Source organism: Paraburkholderia sp. SARCC-3016, assembly GCF_031119615.1.
Taxonomy (GTDB): Bacteria; Pseudomonadota; Gammaproteobacteria; order Burkholderiales; family Burkholderiaceae; genus Paraburkholderia.
This window is the reverse complement of the sequence record NZ_JAVHZD010000002.1, coordinates 158637-174868: the sequence shown is the minus strand read 5'-3', so window position 1 is coordinate 174868 and position 16232 is coordinate 158637. Positions and strand designations below refer to the sequence as shown.

11 protein-coding genes and 1 pseudogene are annotated in these 16232 nt (G+C 63.1%); 8 read left to right on the top strand and 4 right to left on the bottom strand.

Features of this window, described 5'->3' with window-relative positions:
- Positions 1–95 precede the first annotated feature (95 nt).
- A complete protein-coding gene (locus QYH69_RS03155) occupies positions 96–1040 on the bottom strand; it encodes an LD-carboxypeptidase (RefSeq protein WP_308830464.1) in 945 nt (314 codons plus the stop codon).
- A 158-nt stretch (positions 1041–1198) separates the two neighbouring features.
- Entirely contained in the window at positions 1199–1447 is a 249-nt protein-coding gene (locus QYH69_RS03150; RefSeq protein WP_308830463.1) for a hypothetical protein, read from the bottom strand.
- 452 nt (positions 1448–1899) lie between these two features.
- Here QYH69_RS03150 and QYH69_RS03145 point away from each other — a divergent pair, with 452 nt between their 5' ends.
- The 3 genes and pseudogenes from QYH69_RS03145 to QYH69_RS03135 all read left to right on the top strand — a co-directional run bounded on the left by QYH69_RS03145 (position 1900) and on the right by QYH69_RS03135 (position 7394).
- Positions 1900–3483: an NADH-quinone oxidoreductase subunit M gene (locus QYH69_RS03145; protein WP_308830462.1), complete on the top strand. Its 1584-nt coding sequence runs from the start codon at positions 1900–1902 to the stop codon at positions 3481–3483.
- 280 nt (positions 3484–3763) lie between these two features.
- Positions 3764–5423: pseudogene (locus QYH69_RS03140) on the top strand (methyl-accepting chemotaxis protein).
- A 300-nt stretch (positions 5424–5723) separates the two neighbouring features.
- Positions 5724–7394: an MFS transporter gene (locus QYH69_RS03135; RefSeq protein ID WP_308830461.1), complete on the top strand. Its 1671-nt coding sequence runs from the start codon at positions 5724–5726 to the stop codon at positions 7392–7394.
- A gap of 129 nt (positions 7395–7523) precedes the next feature.
- On the opposite strand, the gene QYH69_RS03130 is transcribed toward QYH69_RS03135, so the two are convergent.
- Entirely contained in the window at positions 7524–8258 is a 735-nt protein-coding gene (locus QYH69_RS03130) for a GntR family transcriptional regulator (RefSeq protein ID WP_308830460.1), read from the bottom strand.
- Between the two features lie 274 nt (positions 8259–8532).
- Here QYH69_RS03130 and QYH69_RS03125 point away from each other — a divergent pair, with 274 nt between their 5' ends.
- The 5 genes from QYH69_RS03125 (at position 8533) to QYH69_RS03105 (ending at position 13650) form a co-directional block, all read left to right on the top strand.
- The gene (locus QYH69_RS03125) at positions 8533–9234 is read left to right on the top strand and encodes a fumarylacetoacetate hydrolase family protein (RefSeq protein ID WP_308830459.1); all 702 of its coding nucleotides are present in this window, start codon (positions 8533–8535) and stop codon (positions 9232–9234) included.
- Entirely contained in the window at positions 9231–10115 is an 885-nt protein-coding gene (locus QYH69_RS03120) for a polysaccharide deacetylase family protein (protein ID WP_075160859.1), read from the top strand. Before QYH69_RS03125 ends, QYH69_RS03120 begins: the two co-directional genes overlap by 4 nt.
- Before the next feature lie 89 nt (positions 10116–10204).
- Positions 10205–11482 carry an MFS transporter gene (locus QYH69_RS03115; RefSeq protein ID WP_308830458.1) on the top strand — a complete coding sequence of 426 codons (1278 nt, stop codon included), beginning with the start codon at positions 10205–10207 and terminating at the stop codon, positions 11480–11482.
- Between the two features lie 55 nt (positions 11483–11537).
- Positions 11538–12563, top strand: coding sequence for an ABC transporter substrate-binding protein (locus tag QYH69_RS03110; RefSeq protein WP_308830457.1), 1026 nt, complete (start codon positions 11538–11540; stop codon positions 12561–12563).
- Between the two features lie 43 nt (positions 12564–12606).
- A complete protein-coding gene (locus tag QYH69_RS03105; protein ID WP_308830456.1) occupies positions 12607–13650 on the top strand; it encodes a porin in 1044 nt (347 codons plus the stop codon).
- Positions 13651–13686: 36 nt separating this feature from the next.
- Here the strand turns inward: QYH69_RS03105 and QYH69_RS03100 are convergent, their stop codons facing one another.
- Complete coding sequence (locus QYH69_RS03100) at positions 13687–15738, bottom strand: right-handed parallel beta-helix repeat-containing protein (protein ID WP_308830455.1); 2052 nt, start codon at positions 15736–15738, stop codon at positions 13687–13689.
- Positions 15739–16232: the final 494 nt, after the last annotated feature.

Here is a 16232-nt window from a genome sequence, read left to right as displayed (position 1 = left end):
GCGCGCGGTGCGTGAGCCCTGCGCTGGTGCGCGACACGAACTGCAGCGCGCACCGTTAACGCGCGCGCTGTAACGCCGCCGCAAGGTGCGCGTATCTACTTTGACAAGTTCGACAGCAGTGACGACGCAACGACGGCATCGGCATCGGCATCGGCATCGCGCGATGCGTCGAGCAGAAGCTGATCTTCGACGATGCGCGCGGGCGCCCCATACGTCCACGCGACATTCTGCGCGGCATGTCCGATCGGCATGCCGGCAAAGATCGGCACGCCATAAGGCGCAAGCAGATCGACGAAGATGTCGTGCAGCGTATAGTCGGCTCCTTCGGGCAGCGGGCAACGCACGAACTCGCCGAACACGAAAGCGCGCGCACCGTCGAAGGTCCCGCTTTCCTTGAGCAGCGTGATGCTGCGGTCGAGCCGGTAAGCGAGTTCGGTGATGTCTTCGAGCAGCACGATCGCGTCGTGGCAATCGGCTTGCCAGCGCGTGCCCGCGACGCTCGCGAGCGTCGTGATATTGCCGCCGTGCAGATGGCCGCGCACGGGCGTATGCGGTCCGTGCAGATGTGTGAGCGAAATGGCCGGCGCACCGCCCGCAATGTCGTTTGTCAGCGCGGTCAGTACGCTTTGCCGCGAGGCGTCGTCGACATGGGAGGCGAGGCTGCCGAGCGACGGTCCGTGTATGAGCCGCGCGTTCGGCATGCCGCTCATCGCGCAGAACAGGGAAGTCGCATCGGAAAAGCCGATCACCGTTTTTTCACGCGGCAGTGCCGGCGGAATCGCGGGCAGGCAATGCACGCAGCCATAGCCGCCGCGCGCAACCCAGACGATATCGATCGACGGGTCCGTCAAGGCCCATGCGAGGTCCGCACGGCGCTCTTCATGTGTACCGGCGAAGGTGCGAAAGCGCTTCGTTACATGCGTGCCGACGCGCACTTCGAGCCCCCAGCTCTCGAGCAACGCGATGCCGCGTGCAACGTTGTTCATATCCGGTACGCCGGCCGGCGCGATGACGCCGACGGTTCGTCCTTTCAGATGCATAAGCGTGTCCCCTGGCCGTTCGTCATGCCGATCGAAGATCGGCGATTCGAGTGCCGTTCATTATTGTGCAGATCGGGGAAGCCGGACAGGGGCTCGCGCATCGCGCGCAAGCGGCGACGCGCAACAGCGGATTTGAAGCTACGCAGTCGTGCGGCTCCTCAATCACGCGCGATCAGATCGCCGATCTGCGCGCGGCCGGTCACGAAGCAGCTCGACCTGAACGCGTCGCCCTGATTCGTCGCCCCGGCATCCGAAAAGCCTTTATTCAGTGCATCGAGCCGCACGAGGTCCGCTCCCGCGGCGCAGCTGATCGATGCCTGCTCGTGTGCCTGCACGTGCGTCGCGGTTCGGTCGGCGATCAGAAAGCCGACCAGCACGACGACTGCGATATTGAAAGCTCTTCTCATCGGGTTGTCTCCTCCCTTGCTAGAGCCTAACGCGAAGCGCCCGCATCCCATGCCAGGGATTTCCCGTCTTCGTGTGATTTTTTCGCTGCCGGCGCGCTGAACGCGTGGTAATTCGGCGACAGGGCGTCGTGGCAAAAGGTCCCGTTATTGCCTGCAAAAAACGCAGCGCGCCGCACGGCAAATCCGGCTCAGCTTTATGTGTTGTGCGGAGCACAACAGCAATCGATCTGGCAACCCCCGCAACAGCAATGACTCGTTGCGCTCACCACTATTTTTTGGTGCGCTGCAAAACATCGTCGAAACGGTTATGCTCGTTAACCCTGACGGGACGTTTTCAGCCTCGCCCGTCTGATGTCCTCCTTTCTGTTTTATTTCCGCAATCAGTTTGTAATCGATTCCCTTTCGGTTGCGACAGCCGGGCTGTCGCTGTGCTCAGAGTCCCAGTCAATCTCATGCAATTCCCTCCGTTACTCAGCCTGCTGATCTGGATTCCGATCGTGGCTGGCCTAGTCGTGCTGCGCGCGGGTTCGGATCGCGCGCTCAACCGCACCCGCTGGCTCGCGCTTGTCGGCGCGATCGTCGCTCTCCTGCCGGCCGTGCCGCTGGTGCAAGGCTTCCGCAACAACGTCGTCGCGATGCAATTCGTCGAGAACAAGCCGTGGCTGCCGTCGTTCGGCGTGGCATGGCATCTCGGCGTCGATGGCATTTCGCTGTGGTTTACCGTGCTGACGGCGATCACGACGGTCATCGTCGTGATCGCATCGTGGCAGTCGATCACGAAGCGCGTCGCACAGTATTTCGGTGCATTCCTGCTGTTGTCGGGCTTCATGCAAGGCGTGTTCACGGCGCAGGACGGCATGCTGTTCTTCGTCTTCTTCGAAGCGACGCTGATTCCGCTGTATCTGCTGATCGGCACCTGGGGTCAGTCGAATCGCGCGCACGCCGCGCTGCGCTTTTTCCTTTTCTCGCTGACGGGCTCGCTCGCGATGCTTGCGGCGATGCTGTATCTGTACTCGCAGTCGCATAGCTTCGACCTGGCGCAGTGGCGTTCGCTGCAAATCGACTTCGTGCCGCAGGTGCTGATCTTCCTGTGCTTCTTCGCCGCATTTTCGGTGAAGGTGCCGATGTGGCCCGTGCATACGTGGCTGCCCGACGTGCACCTCGAAGGGCCGACCGCGGCGGCCGTGCTGCTCGGCATGCTGAAGATCGGCGGCTATGGTCTGTTGCGCTTCGCGTTGCCGATCGTGCCGCAGGCAAGTCACTTCTTCGCGCCGGCTGTCATTACGCTCTCGCTCGTCGCGGTGATCTACGCGAGCCTCGTCGCGCTCGTGCAAACGGACATCCGCAAGCTGCTCGCGTATTCGGCAATTGCGCATATGGGCCTCGTCACGCTGGGCCTGTTCGTGTTCACGCGCATTTCGATGGAAGGCGCGGTCGTGCAGATGCTGTCGTACGGCATCGTATCCGGCGCGATGCTGCTGTGCTCGGGCATGCTCTACGACCGCACGCAAAGCGGCTCGATCGAGGCGTATGGCGGCGTGGTCAACACCATGCCGCGCTTTGCCGTCTTCGTGATGCTGTTTTCGATGGCCAACGTCGGCTTGCCGGGCACGTCCGGTTTCGTCGGCGAGTTCATGGTGCTGATGGGCACGATCCAGTTCAACTTCTGGATCGGCGCGATCGCCGCACTGACGCTAATCCTCAGCGCGGCGTACACGCTGTGGATGGTCAAGCGCGTGATCTTCGGCGCGCTCGCCAATGCGCGGGTCGCGAAGCTCGCCGATGTCGGCAAGCGCGAGTTCGCGCTGCTGGGCGCACTCGCGGTGCTCGTGCTCGCGATCGGTATCGATCCGAAGCCGTTCACCGATGCGATCGATGCGACGGCCGGCGAAGTGCTCGCGCAAGCCGAAGGGACAACGGCCAATGGCGCCACGCGCGTGGCCGATACCCGCGTCGCACCGGATCTGCATGCCGCCGCGCCGGCCTCGGGCGCGCAGCATATGGTAGTCGTCGATCGCGATCGCCCGCGCGGCTGATTGCGCGTCCTGAAAGCCGCAGGCGCCGCGCTTGCCGCGCGCGCCTCGCGCTTTTTTCAGCCCTTGCCGAAAAGTTTCATCGCGAGGCAAGGGTTTCCCTGTACAAATCTGCAGCCCGTTCCTGTCGTTATATGGAACGGGCATAGTTCGTCGTCGCGTGGATGCCGACGTATTGCCTTTCTGCCGCGACCTTGCGACTGAACATCAAAGGCATGCGGCCGGAACGATGTGCCTTATTAAAAATGTGGCTCACCACATCATAAAGACGGAGGCGCAGGAGATGCATAAGCTCGGTTTCGCGCAAAAGCTGTGGTTGCCGCTCGTCGTCAGCCTCCTGGCGCTGCTGCTGGTGTCCGTGTCGGCTGCATGGCTTTCGCGGCAGACGCATATCGACGAACGCAAGAATGATCTGATCAATGTCGCGCATGTCGGTCTGTCGATCGTCGAGGAATACGCGGCGCTCGCGAAAAGCGGTGCGATCCCGGAAGCCGAGGCGCGCAAGGAGGCGCTCGCACGGCTGCGCGACATCCGATACGGCGAGGACGGCTATCTGCTCGTGATCGACTCGACGCCGCGCATGGTCATGCATCCGATGAAGCCCGCGACGAACGGCAAACTGCTGGCGGGCATCGCGGACGCGGACGGCCGCCATCACTATGTGAGCTTCGCGCAGGTCGCAGTCGCCGAACGGCGGCTTCGTCGATTATGTGTTTCCGCATCCGCATTCGACCGAAGCGGTCGACAAGATCGGCTATGTCGTGCGTTACGCGCCGTGGGACTGGATCATCTCGACGGGCGCCTACGTCGACGATATCGACGCGGCCTTCATGGAGACGCTCTACGTGCTCGGCGCCGTGTTTGTCGCGCTTGCGCTTATCCTCGCGTCGCTCGTCTGGATGATCAACCGCAGCATTCTGCGCACGATCGGCGGCGATCCGCGATACGCGGCGCAAGTGGCCGGCGCGATCGCCGAGGGCGATCTGACGGTGACGATCGAATTGCGCGCGAACCGGACCGGCTACGACAGCAGTCTGCTGAACGTGATGCAGCGCATGCGCGATGCGCTGACTGGCACCGTGCGCCAGATCGGCGCGGCCGCCGACAGCGTCGCGACCGGCGCGCGCGAAATCGCGACCGGCAGCGCGGACCTGTCGGTGCGCACCGAAAACCAGGCGGCGTCGCTCGAGGAAACGGCCGCCAGCATGGAAGAGGTGACGTCGATGGTCCGGCAAACGGCCGAACACGCGAAGACGGCGAGCCAGCTCGCGGTGAAGGCCGCGCAGATCGCCGGCGACGGCGGCAGCATGGTCGCCGACGCGGTCGCGACGATGCGCGATATTTCGGCCGCGTCGCAGCGCATGGTCGAGATCATTGCGGTCATCGAAGGCATCGCGTTCCAGACCAATATCCTCGCGCTGAATGCCGCGGTCGAAGCGGCACGCGCCGGCGAAGAAGGGCGCGGCTTCGCCGTGGTCGCGGCGGAAGTGCGCTCGCTTGCGCATCGCAGCGCCGCGGCCGCGAAGGAAGTGCGCGAACTGATCGGCAACGCGGTCAGCAAGGTCGGTAGCGGCGCGCAGCTCGTCGAGCAGGCTGGCGGCACGATCGACGGTGCGCGCGACGCGATCGCGCAGGTCACGACGCTGATTCAGGAAATCGCCGCGGCGGCGTCCGAGCAGAGTTCCGGCATCGAGCAGGTGAACCTCGCGGTCACGCATATGGATACGCTGACGCAGGAGAACGCCGCGCTCGTCGAAGAAGCGGCGGCCGCCGCGCAGTCGCTGACCGAGCAGGCGGTGATTCTGCAGAACGCGCTGCGCGCATTTCATCTGCGGGACGACGAGGCGCGGTATACGCCACATCAATACGCGAGTGGCCGCGCGGCCGGCACGGCGGCGCAAGGCGCGATCGCGGCCGCAGCGGAGTACGCCGCCGCGCTCTGAGCGTCGGCTCGAACCCTGGCCGAGGCCCGATGCATCGGGCCCTTCTTCGGTTCGCGGGAATAAACGGCGCAAAGGCGATGTTAGTGATGCAAGCGGTGTAGACGTAGCAAATGGCCTGGCAGGACCAACGCTGTGCCGCAAACTGGTGCGCGGCGCGCTCGGTCTGTCATTTTCTTGCGCTTTCAGCGACTTACGGACTGTGACTTGCCGATTCCTCGCGGCAGTGCCACAGTCTGCACAGCGCTCGCGCAGTGCGCCGCTCTTGTGCCGCTTGCGTTCTTCACTCTCGCCGACGCCATCATGATTCCCGCTATCGCCGCCTATGAGCCGGGCAGGCAGTTGCTGCCGTTTCGCGAATCGCTGCTTGCCATGCTCGGGATCGCGTTCGTCGCGATGCTCGTCGCACTCGATCAGACGATCGTCGGCACCGCGTTGCCGCGCATTGTCGCGGACCTCAAGGGGTTCGATCTATACGCATGGGTCGCGACGTCCTACATGCTCGCATCGGTCATCACGATTCCGATTTTCGGCCGCCTCGGCGACCTGTTCGGCCGCAAACCGTTTCTGATCGCCGCAATCTCGCTGTTTACCGGCGCCTCGGTGCTGTGCGGCATTGCCTCGAACATGCTGTTTCTCGTCATCGCGCGCGGCCTGCAGGGCATCGGCGGCGGCATTCTGATCGGCACGGTGTTCGCGACGGTCGCCGATCTGTTTCCGGATCCCAAGCTGCGGCTGCGCTGGCTCGTGTTCGTCACGTCGGCGTTCGGGCTCGCGAATGTGGTCGGGCCGTCGCTTGGCGGCATGCTTACGCAGTCCGCGAGCTGGCGCTTCGTGTTCTTCGTCAATGTTCCGGTCGGCGTCGCGTCGCTGCTGTTCGTGCTGCGCTTCGTACCGCCGCTGCGGCACCTGCGCAAGGCGGGTCCGGTTCAGCTCGACTGGCTCGGCGCATTCGTCGTCGCGGCGACGTTCGGCGCGCTGCAATTGCTGATCGAACTGCTGCCGAAGGAAGGCGTGAGCACGATGACGATCGTGCTGATGCTCGTGACCGTCGCATGCGGCAGCACGCTATGGTTCTGGGAAAGGCGCATGGGTTACCCGGTGGTGCCCATCGATATGCTGCTCGACCGGCGGCTTGCCGCGCTGTTCGCGATGTCCACGCTCGGGGGCTTTGCGCTGTTTTCGATGGTGTTTTATGTGCCGCTGCTATTTCAGGGCGGCTTTGGCATGTCGCCGCACGAATCGGGCATGCTGATCACGCCGCTGCTGCTCGGCACGTCGGTCGGCAGCGTGCTGAACAACCGGCTCGTCACGCGCATTCCGCGCGCGAACACGCTCATGTATATCGGCTTTGCGCTGTTTGCGGCGTCGTGTCTCGCGCTCGTCGCGATTACCGGCCATCAGCCGCATTACGTGTGGATGCTGTGCATGGCGCTGAGCGGCCTCGGTCTTGGCCTCGTCGCGACGAATCTGACGATCTGCTCGCAACAGCTCGTGGCGCGCGAGCACATCGGCGCGGTGACTGCGCTGCTGCAGTCGCTGCGGATTTTCGGCGGCATGCTCGGCACCGCGATGACCGGCGCGCTGTTGAGTCATCTTTATGTGCGCGGCGTGCATCGTTCGCTCGATTCGTATCAGGCGACGCAGTGGCTGCAGTCGTTCGCGAGCCCCGATTTGCGCGTCGACCATTCCCAGCAGGCCGCGCTGATCGAACATCTGATCATGGCGGGGCACGTCGGCGGGCCGATGATGCAGGCGGCCCGCCTCGCGCTGATCGACTCGATTCATCTGGGTCTTGCGCTTGCGGCGGCAGCCGCGCTCATCGGGCTGTGCCTCGCGTGGTTCGTGCCGGCGGTGCGTGTCGTGTATCCGGAGGACGGTGCGCCGGAAGGCGCGGCGGTAGCGGCAGGGGCAGCAGCAGGGATGGCGGATGCGCAGGCAGCCGCGGACGGAGCGGCGGCGCAGCCCGAATAGGTAATCAACAGGCGATCGAACAGGCGATCGAACAGGCAATCAATAGGCACAGGCTCCCCGAGCGGGGCCCTCTTGTGCGTCGCATGCGAGCCCATTGCAGTCGCGAATCGCCGGGCCGCGGCAGGTCATCTACTTCGTCGTCGCTTTTCTTCTACCCGCGCTTGCGCTTTCATTTTGAGCCGCATTCAAATGCCGGCTCGTCGCGCGAATCAACGATGTCTTCACGCTCACCACGTGCTGCCGCATCAGCGTTTCCGCCTCGCGTGGTTCACGCGCGAGAATCGCATCGTAAATGCGGTGGTGAAACCGATGCCGCTCGCGAATGTCGTCGATCTCGAACGCAAGTATGTTGTGCGTCGAAGCCTGCGGAATCTGCTGACACACGCGCAGCACATCGGACACCAGCCGGGAACTGGCGGCCTGGTGAATGACCGAGTGGAAGACCTCGTTGACCTCCGCGTAGTTCGCGCGCTGCTCATTCGGCTCCGCGTCGCCCGCGAGAATCTCATCGCCGCGCGCGAGCGCATTTTCCAGCTGCACGCAGGCGTCGGCCGATAGTCCGCGCTCGGCCGCGAGCCGCGCGGCCAGACCTTCCGCGAGGGCGCGCATTTCATAAGCATCGACGATTTCCGATAACGGAAAGGCGCGCACCGTGAAGCCTCGATTGGGCGTGTAGGTCAGCAGGCCTTCGCCTGCAAGCATCTGCAGCGCCGACCTCAGCGGCGTGCGCGACACCGCCAGTTCCCGGCTTAGCGAAACCTCGTTGATGCGCGATCCCGGCACGAGCACGCCATCAAGCAGATCCTGGCGTATGCGTTCGGCGAGTTCGCCCGACAGCGTGGCGGCAGCGGTTTTTTCGATCATAGGGTCCTCGGACTTGAGACGAGGGTGATTATAAATGAGTGGTGAGCACACTTATGGGTGATCGAGCCACAAAAGTATGCAAATCGCACGCTCTCATTCACTACTTGTGTGCGGTCTGGCCGGCCCTCTAGCGCCCCGCGACGTGAGCGCATCTCCGATATGAACGAATGCAGATTGCTGCAGTGCCCACCAAAGTGAATACAATTTGGCGTTGACAATGAGTTATTGTACACAGATTATCTGGCCAACGAACTTTCACCCCAGGGAGACAAGCTTGACTGCTTCGTATGCCGTTTCATTGGCCACCACCGTCCTGGCGATAGCCGGCGAAACCAGCGCGTTTCCGGTGCGTCGCGTGTATTGCGTCGGCCGCAATTACGTGGACCACATTCGCGAGATGAAGGAAGGCGACGAGCGCGATCCGCCGTTCTTTTTCCAGAAGCCGTCCGACGCTGTCGTTGCGAATGGCGCAGAGCTTGCTTACCCGCCGTGCACGGAAGATTTTCAGCATGAGATCGAACTCGTCGTCGCGATCGGCACCGACGGCGCGAACATTCCGGTGAACGAAGCGCTTGGCCACGTGTTCGGCTACGCGGTCGGCATTGACATGACGCGCCGCGATCGTCAGCGCGAAATGCGGGAACGCATGCTGCCGTGGGAACTCGGCAAGTCGTTTGACGCATCGGCACCGTGCGGCCCGCTGCATCGCGTCGCACGCGTCGGGCACATCGGGCGCGGCGCTATCGCGCTGTCCGTCAACGGCGAAGTGCGGCAAAAGGGCGACCTCGCGCAGATGATCTGGAACGTGCCGGAGATCATTGCGAATCTGTCGACACAGTACGAACTGAAGGCGGGAGACCTGATCTTCACCGGCACGCCTGCTGGCGTCGGCCCGGTCGTGCCGGGCGATCGCATCGAAGGCTCGGTCGAAGGGCTCGGCGCCATCCATTTCACAATCGGCTCGAGGAAATCATGAACCTGTTACCGAACGAACGTCTCGCGTATTCGCCGATCGTCGAGCGGTCGAAGCTCGCGTTGCCGGACGGCGCGCGGCTCGCCGTGTGGGTGATCGTCAACATCGAGGAATGGAATCCGCGCGAAACGATGCCGCGCACGGTGCTGACGCCGCCTGCCGGCGGCTCGCCGACACCGGACGTGCCGAACTGGGCATGGCACGAATACGGCAATCGCGTCGCATTCTGGCGCATGCTCGATGTGTTCGATACGCTCGGCATTCGCGCCGCTCTCGCGATCAACGGTTCGGCGATCCATAGCTACGAGCCGATTTCGCGCGCGGCGCTGGAGCGCGGCTGGGAGTTCATGGGTCATGGCTTCAGCCAGAAAAACATGCAGAAGGTCGAAGACGAGCGCGCCGATATTCGCAAGACCTCCGAAGCGATCCGCGCATTCACCGGACAGGCGCCGCGCGGCTGGCTCGGGCCGGGGCTTACCGAAACATGGGAGACGCCGGACATCCTCGTCGAGGAGGGCTACGACTACGTATGCGACTGGGTGCTCGACGACCAGCCGCTGTATCTGAAGACGCGCACGAAGCCGATCGTCAGCGTGCCGTACACGCAGGAGTGCAACGACGTCGCCATGATGCTGATCCAGCACCATGCCGCGGCCGAGTATCGCGACCGCGCGATCGACCAGTTCGAACAGCTTTACGCGGATGCGCACAAAGAGCCGCGCGTGATGGCGCTCGTCGTGCATCCCTACATCATGGGCGTGCCGCACCGGATGCGCTATTTCCGTGAAGCGCTTGCGCACATCAATGCACGGCCGGGCGTTGTCTTCACGACCGGCAGTGCGATCTGCGACGCGTTCGTCGCTTCGGCGCCGCAACCGGGCTGAGCGCGAGAATGTCGCGCGCGGGCCGGACCGGTCCGCGCCGCCCCCATGACAAAGGCGGCCACGCGGCTGCCGTTCTCTTCGAGACGTTGATGAATAGTCCTCTTTTGCGGCCTGCGCAGCAGGCAGGGTTGCGTCCGTCCGGTTCGACGCTGGCCGCTGTTGCGATGTTCGTCGTGCTGCTCGCGTCGTACTCGATCAACGCGATGGATCGCCAGATTTTTCCGCTGCTTGCGGCCGACGTGCGCCACGAGTATGGCTTCGGGCTCGCGCAGATCGGCTTGCTGTCGACGATCTTCACGCTCGGCATGGCCATCGCCGGCGCGCCGACCGGCTTCCTGCTCGCCCGGCTGTCGCGCAGAAGCGCGACGATCGTGGGCATTGCGATCTTCTCGATCGGGACCGTGCTGACCGCGAGTGCGCACGGCTTCGCCGAAATGCTGCTGTACCGGGCCGCGACCGGCATCGGCGAAGCCATGCAGTTGACGGTGATCATTGCGATCGGGACCAGCTACTTCACCCGTTTTCGTTCTACTGCCGTGGGCGCGGTGAATTTCTCGTTCGGCGTCGGCGCAATCATCGGGCCGGTGGCCGGCGCTGGCCTGCTCGCGATGAGACATGAGTGGCGGTTCCCGATGATCGTGTTCGGGCTGCTGGGCTTCGCGGCAATCGTGCTGATCCTGATTGCGGTGCGGCCGTGGTTCAGCGAGACACGCACAGCCGAGCGCCACGACGATGCAGGAATTGCCACCGCGCATACGCTCTGGAATCGCAACACCATACTGCTTACCGTGCTGAGTCTGATCGGCGGGCTGATCATCTATGGCTATCTCGGGATGTATCCGACTTTCCTGCGCGAACATCTTGGCTTTACGCCGGCCATGACCGGCCGCGTGATGAGCGCCTACGGGTTCGGTGTGTTCGCATCGATCGCGGGCGGCTGGATAGGCGACCGCCTTTCGGCGCGCAAGGTACTCGTCGTGAGCTTTCTGATCGCGGCTTTGCTTGGTTACGGACTCTTCTATGCGGCCACCACGCTCTTCGCACAAGCGTTGCTGTCGTTCGTCTGGGGGCTCGTGGTGAGCGGCGTGATCTACGTGAATCTGGCCGGTTATCACATTCGCTCGGTCAGCGGCCATCTGAATAACAAGGCTTCGGGTGTATTCGTGTCGAGCCTGTACGGATCGGCGTCGATCGCCGGCTACACCATCGGCTGGCTTGCGACGTCCAGCGGGTGGTCGACCGCCGGACTCGAACAGATTTCGCTGCTGGCTTTTATCGGCGCGTTGCTTGCGCTTGCGCTGCAACCGTCGCGCATGGCGTTGCCCGCCAGCCGCGCGAGGGAAACCGCGCCGTTGACCGCCAAATAGGCTGAACGTTGTCTTCCTGCATCTTGCTGGTTTACATATTTAGGATCATTGAACAATGAAAGCAATTGGAAAATCATGGATGGCGGCATTCACCGCCGCGGCACTGATCGCATGCGGCATCAGCGCTGCGCCGTCCGCGCAGGCGCAGCAGGCCCCCAAACTGGGCGACGTGACGGTCAATGTCTTTCCCGGCGGCTTCAACTGGCCGAGCTACGTCGCCGAAGACAAAGGCTTCTTCGAGCAGCATGGCATTCACGTGGTCCTGCAAGGCACGACCGGTTCGGTAAACCAGATGACCGACCTGTCGCAGGGCCGCTTCGACATTGCGATGACCGCGATCGACAACATCGTCGCGTACGTGGAAGGCGAAGGCGAAGCGCCGATCGGCCCGCAGCCGGACTTCGTCGCCGTCATGGGCAGCGACAGCAGTTTCCTTTCCCTCGTGGCGGCGCCGGACATCAAGTCCTATGCGGACCTTCGCGGCAAGACGCTGTCGGTCGACGCGCGCACCACCGGCTACGCATTCGTGCTGTACGACATGCTGGCCCGCAAAGGCCTGCAACCGCAGGACTACACGATCGAGACCGCGGGCGGCATGGTGCAACGTTGGGCGGCGCTACAGCAGCACAAGCAGGTCGCGACGCTGCTGTCCACGCCGTTCAACATCCTCGCGCGCAACGACGGATTCAACCAGATCGCGACGGCCACCGATGTCATCGGCCCGTACCAGGGCAATGTCGCGGCGACACGCCGTTCGTGGGCGCGCAAGAACAAGGCGAAGGTGGTTGCATTCATCCGCGCATACGTCGAGGCGATCGACTGGCTGTATGACCCGAAGAACCGCGACGAAGCGATCGCGATCCTGCGTAAGAACGTGCCGCAGATGACGCCCGCCCTCGCTGCGACCACCTATGGCGAGCTGCTCGATCCGCGGGCCGGATTCTTCCGGAAAGGCCGGATGAACGTTGCCGGCATTCGCACGGTGCTTGCGCTGCGCAGTCGCTACGCGACGCCCCATAAAAAGTTGACGGACCCGTCGAAGTACTACGACCCGACCTACTACCGTGCCGCGATGCGCTGAGCGCGCCGCGCATTAACAGAACAACAAGCTACGGAGGTATCAGATGAACAGGAAACTGCCGCGCGCGTTCCCTGCGGTGGCGCTCGCCGCGTTGTGCTGGAGCGGTCACGTTGCGGCTCAGTCCAGCGTGACGTTGTACGGCGACGTCGACGCATTCGTCGGCGCGAAAAAGGCCCTGGGCGGCAAGACCGCCTTCATGTTGGGCAACGGCGGAGCGACCGCGTCGTTCTGGGGCATGAAGGGCGCGGAGGATCTCGGCGGCGGCTACCAGGCGGTGTTCGAACTGGAAAGCTATTTTTCGGTGCAGAACGGCACGTTCGGGCGCTTCGCCGGCGACGGGTTCTTTTCGCGCAATGCGTGGGTTGGCGTCAGCGCGCCGTGGGGCAAACTGGTATTCGGTCAGATCGGGCCGCTCTACTGGAACTCGACGATCTTCTACAACCCGTTCTTCAATTCGTTCGTGTTCTCGCCGGCCGTGATCCACACCTACGTCGCGGTCAACGGGCAGGGCGTCGGCGGCGGCGGCGGCGAGTGGAGCAACGCCGTGACGTACTCGTCGACGTTCCACGACGGCTGGCAACTGAACGCGCAGTATGCGTTCGGCAATGCCGCCGGCGAGCCCGGGCAAAACAAGTGGGCGGGGCAAGTGCAGTATCGCGGCGCTTCGCTGACTGCGAACGTCGTCTACCAGCAGATCAAGTTCAACAGCGTGCCGGGCGATTTCGCATCGAGCGTGCCCGGTCTTTCGACGCAGTCGGCGGTGCAGGCGGGCGCGACCTACGTTGTCGGCATCGTCAAGCTATATGGGCAATATCAGTACATCTCGAATGCGATAGCGGGCGGCGGTTATCACGTCAATTTCGGCGAGCTCGGGGCAGCGATCCAGGCAGGCACCGGTACGGTGCTGATATCGGACGGCATGTCGAAGAGCGGTGGCGAGCGCGACGAATTCCGCAACACGTGGTCGGTCGGCTACGACTATCCGCTGTCGAGACGCACGCTTGTCTATGCCGCGGTGCTTGGCGATCACGCTACGCATTTCTCGTCCGGTTATACGGTCGGCGGCGGAATTCGCACGCTGTTCTAGCGAGCGATGCGCGCGGTTGCCGCGGCTCGCTCATGCCTACGGTTGACTCGTCGAACTCGCGGCGACGGGCGGGGGCGGTGCCGCCGCCGCTGTACCGAACAACGAAGGCGTGAAACCGGCGGCGATGGCAGGCGATGACGGCGAAATCGTGAAGTCGTTGAAAGTCTTACGGTCGGCGTCAGCGATTGCACTCGTAAACACGACACTGCTCGCGTCGAAAACCTGTCCGGGAACGAAGAACGGCTGCGCACCGGCGTCGATGTCGGTTGGGCTTCCGTTGATCACGATGTTACGGTCGAATACGTTTCCGACCGGCGCGCCGAGGTGGTTCTGCAGGATATTGGGCAGCGTCGGATATTGTGTCGAGTACGGCGGCTGGTCATAGGGCACCGCGCGCAATTCGGTCTGGAATATGCCGTTCGGATTGACGGCATCGGGGTTTTGCCATGACAGTCCGCGCGAATCGACATGGAGCGCCGGCGACGAGTTTGCAAAGAGGTTGTCTTCGACGACGTTGTCGCGACCGCCGCCGATGAACACGGCCTGGTTCACGCGCGAGAATACGTTGCGGCGGATGATCGTGCCGCTTGCCTCGTCATCGAGATAAACGCCGACTGTCGCGTCGGGCAAAGTCGTTGTGCCGATGTCGTGGATAAAGTTGTCTTCGATTACCGTGCCACGCGTGGTCCAGTCGCGGCCCGTATATATTGCGCCGGAATCGGCGGTTTCGGTGACGACATCGTAGATCTCGTTGTCCGAGATCACGTGATTGTTGCCGGTGAACAGGATCGCAGCGTGCGGACCCGAATAGATCGTGTTGCCGCTCACGCGATTGCCGACGCCGGCCACGTTGACCGCGGGGCGATACGCATGCGAACGCCGCGCGAAATCGTGCAGGTCGCTGTTGTCGACGAATGCATTGCCTGGCGCGAGCGTCGTGCGATTGCCGGTAACGATGACAATGCCGCCCTCGCCCGTGTGCGCAAGCTTGATCGAGTCGAAGCCGCTGCTGCCCGCGTTCGAAAACGCGCCGCGACCTCCCATGTTGCTCAGCGTCGTGTTTTGCACCACGATGTGGCCGCCGCCGTTCAGATCGATACCGTCGCCTCGCGCGATATCGAACACGAGGTTGCTGATCGTAAGATTTACCGCGTTGTTCACGGTGAGCAGCGTATCGACGACGGACGCCTGCACATCGCCGCTCATCATCGGAAACGGCGGCCAGAGGAACACGCGCGAGGTAGCCCTATCCACGTAGTACTCGCCCGGCTGATCGAGTTCAGAGAGCGCGTTTTCGATCACCACGCGTTGACCCTGGAGCAGCCCGAACTCAGGCGCGGGCGCCTGCAACGTGAGCACGCCCGACGAAGGATTCACGGACGTTACCGGCAGCGTCGTGTCGGCCCAGTCCCGCGCCCAGTAGCCCATCGCTTCGAGGTTCGGTTCGTGCTGCCATGCGCTGGGATTACCGCCCGAGACAGTGAACGTAAGGCCCGTCGGCCCGTCGGGCAACGACTGGATCTTTGCGAAGCCTGTGTTGGGCCAGCGCGCCACGGTCATCGGCGCATCGCGAAAGAAAATCTCGAGCGGAGCCGGTGTGATCGGGATGTTGTAGCCGTGCCGTTGTTCCGTGCCGAGATCCGTGATGCCGTTGTTGCTGAGGCTTGCAACGACTACGTTGCCTCGTGCGGCAGACGGTAGCCGTGCGAGCGACGCGGCATCGGTGACGGGTGTGAAGCCGGACAGCAACTTTCCGCCCGTGATGATGGCGCGGCCACTGGTCGGGCCTGTGATCGTGATCGGCGTGCTGCTCCACGTCGGATCGGGAGACACGACGAGCGGCGCGCTGAGACGATAAGTGCCCGCTGCAAGCACGAAATTCAGGCTGTCGATGTTGCTTCCCGCGAACCCCTTGTTCCTGTTGAGCAAGGAGAGTGCGTCGCGCAGGCCCAGGTTGGGCGAAGTGAGTGTGACTGGATTCGGTGCGGGCGTCTGGCCGCTTTCGCGCGCATTCGTTGCCGCGGCGGTCACCACGACGTCCATTGCCGCGCACGGCGTGCACAGAACGAGCGCGAGAAACGCCAACATGGGTACGCGCGACGTGCAGTATCGAGCATTCGCAAAGCGCGAAGCGTTCGTGACGACATTGCTTGCGCGCGAGTGACACCGGGTCAGTCCGCGACGAAGGGAGTGAGTGAACGTCATATCGGTTCCTGCAGGTTGAGGATCCGTTGAACCCTACGCGAGGCCACGCGCGGTCGATACTCAACAGTTGGATAGGTGTGTCGGATTTACGGCTACCGTAGAACGCGCTAACAGTTCGTGCGTGCGACAGTAGCAGTGTGACGGTCCGAATGTGACGACATCGCGAAGCGACTTGGCCAGACCCGACAAGAATCCGGTTGCAAGAGATGGGCCGCCCATCGCGATCGGGCCAAGCCGCAGTCGCCGTATTTCGATTTCACGAAAGCGCCACCGTCTGGCGCATTTGCGTTTCCGTACAGCGCGCGGGTCCGGTAAATCGTGCGCATTGCCATGAAGGCTGTATAAATATACAGTTCGTCTGATTCGCCCATTTGCCC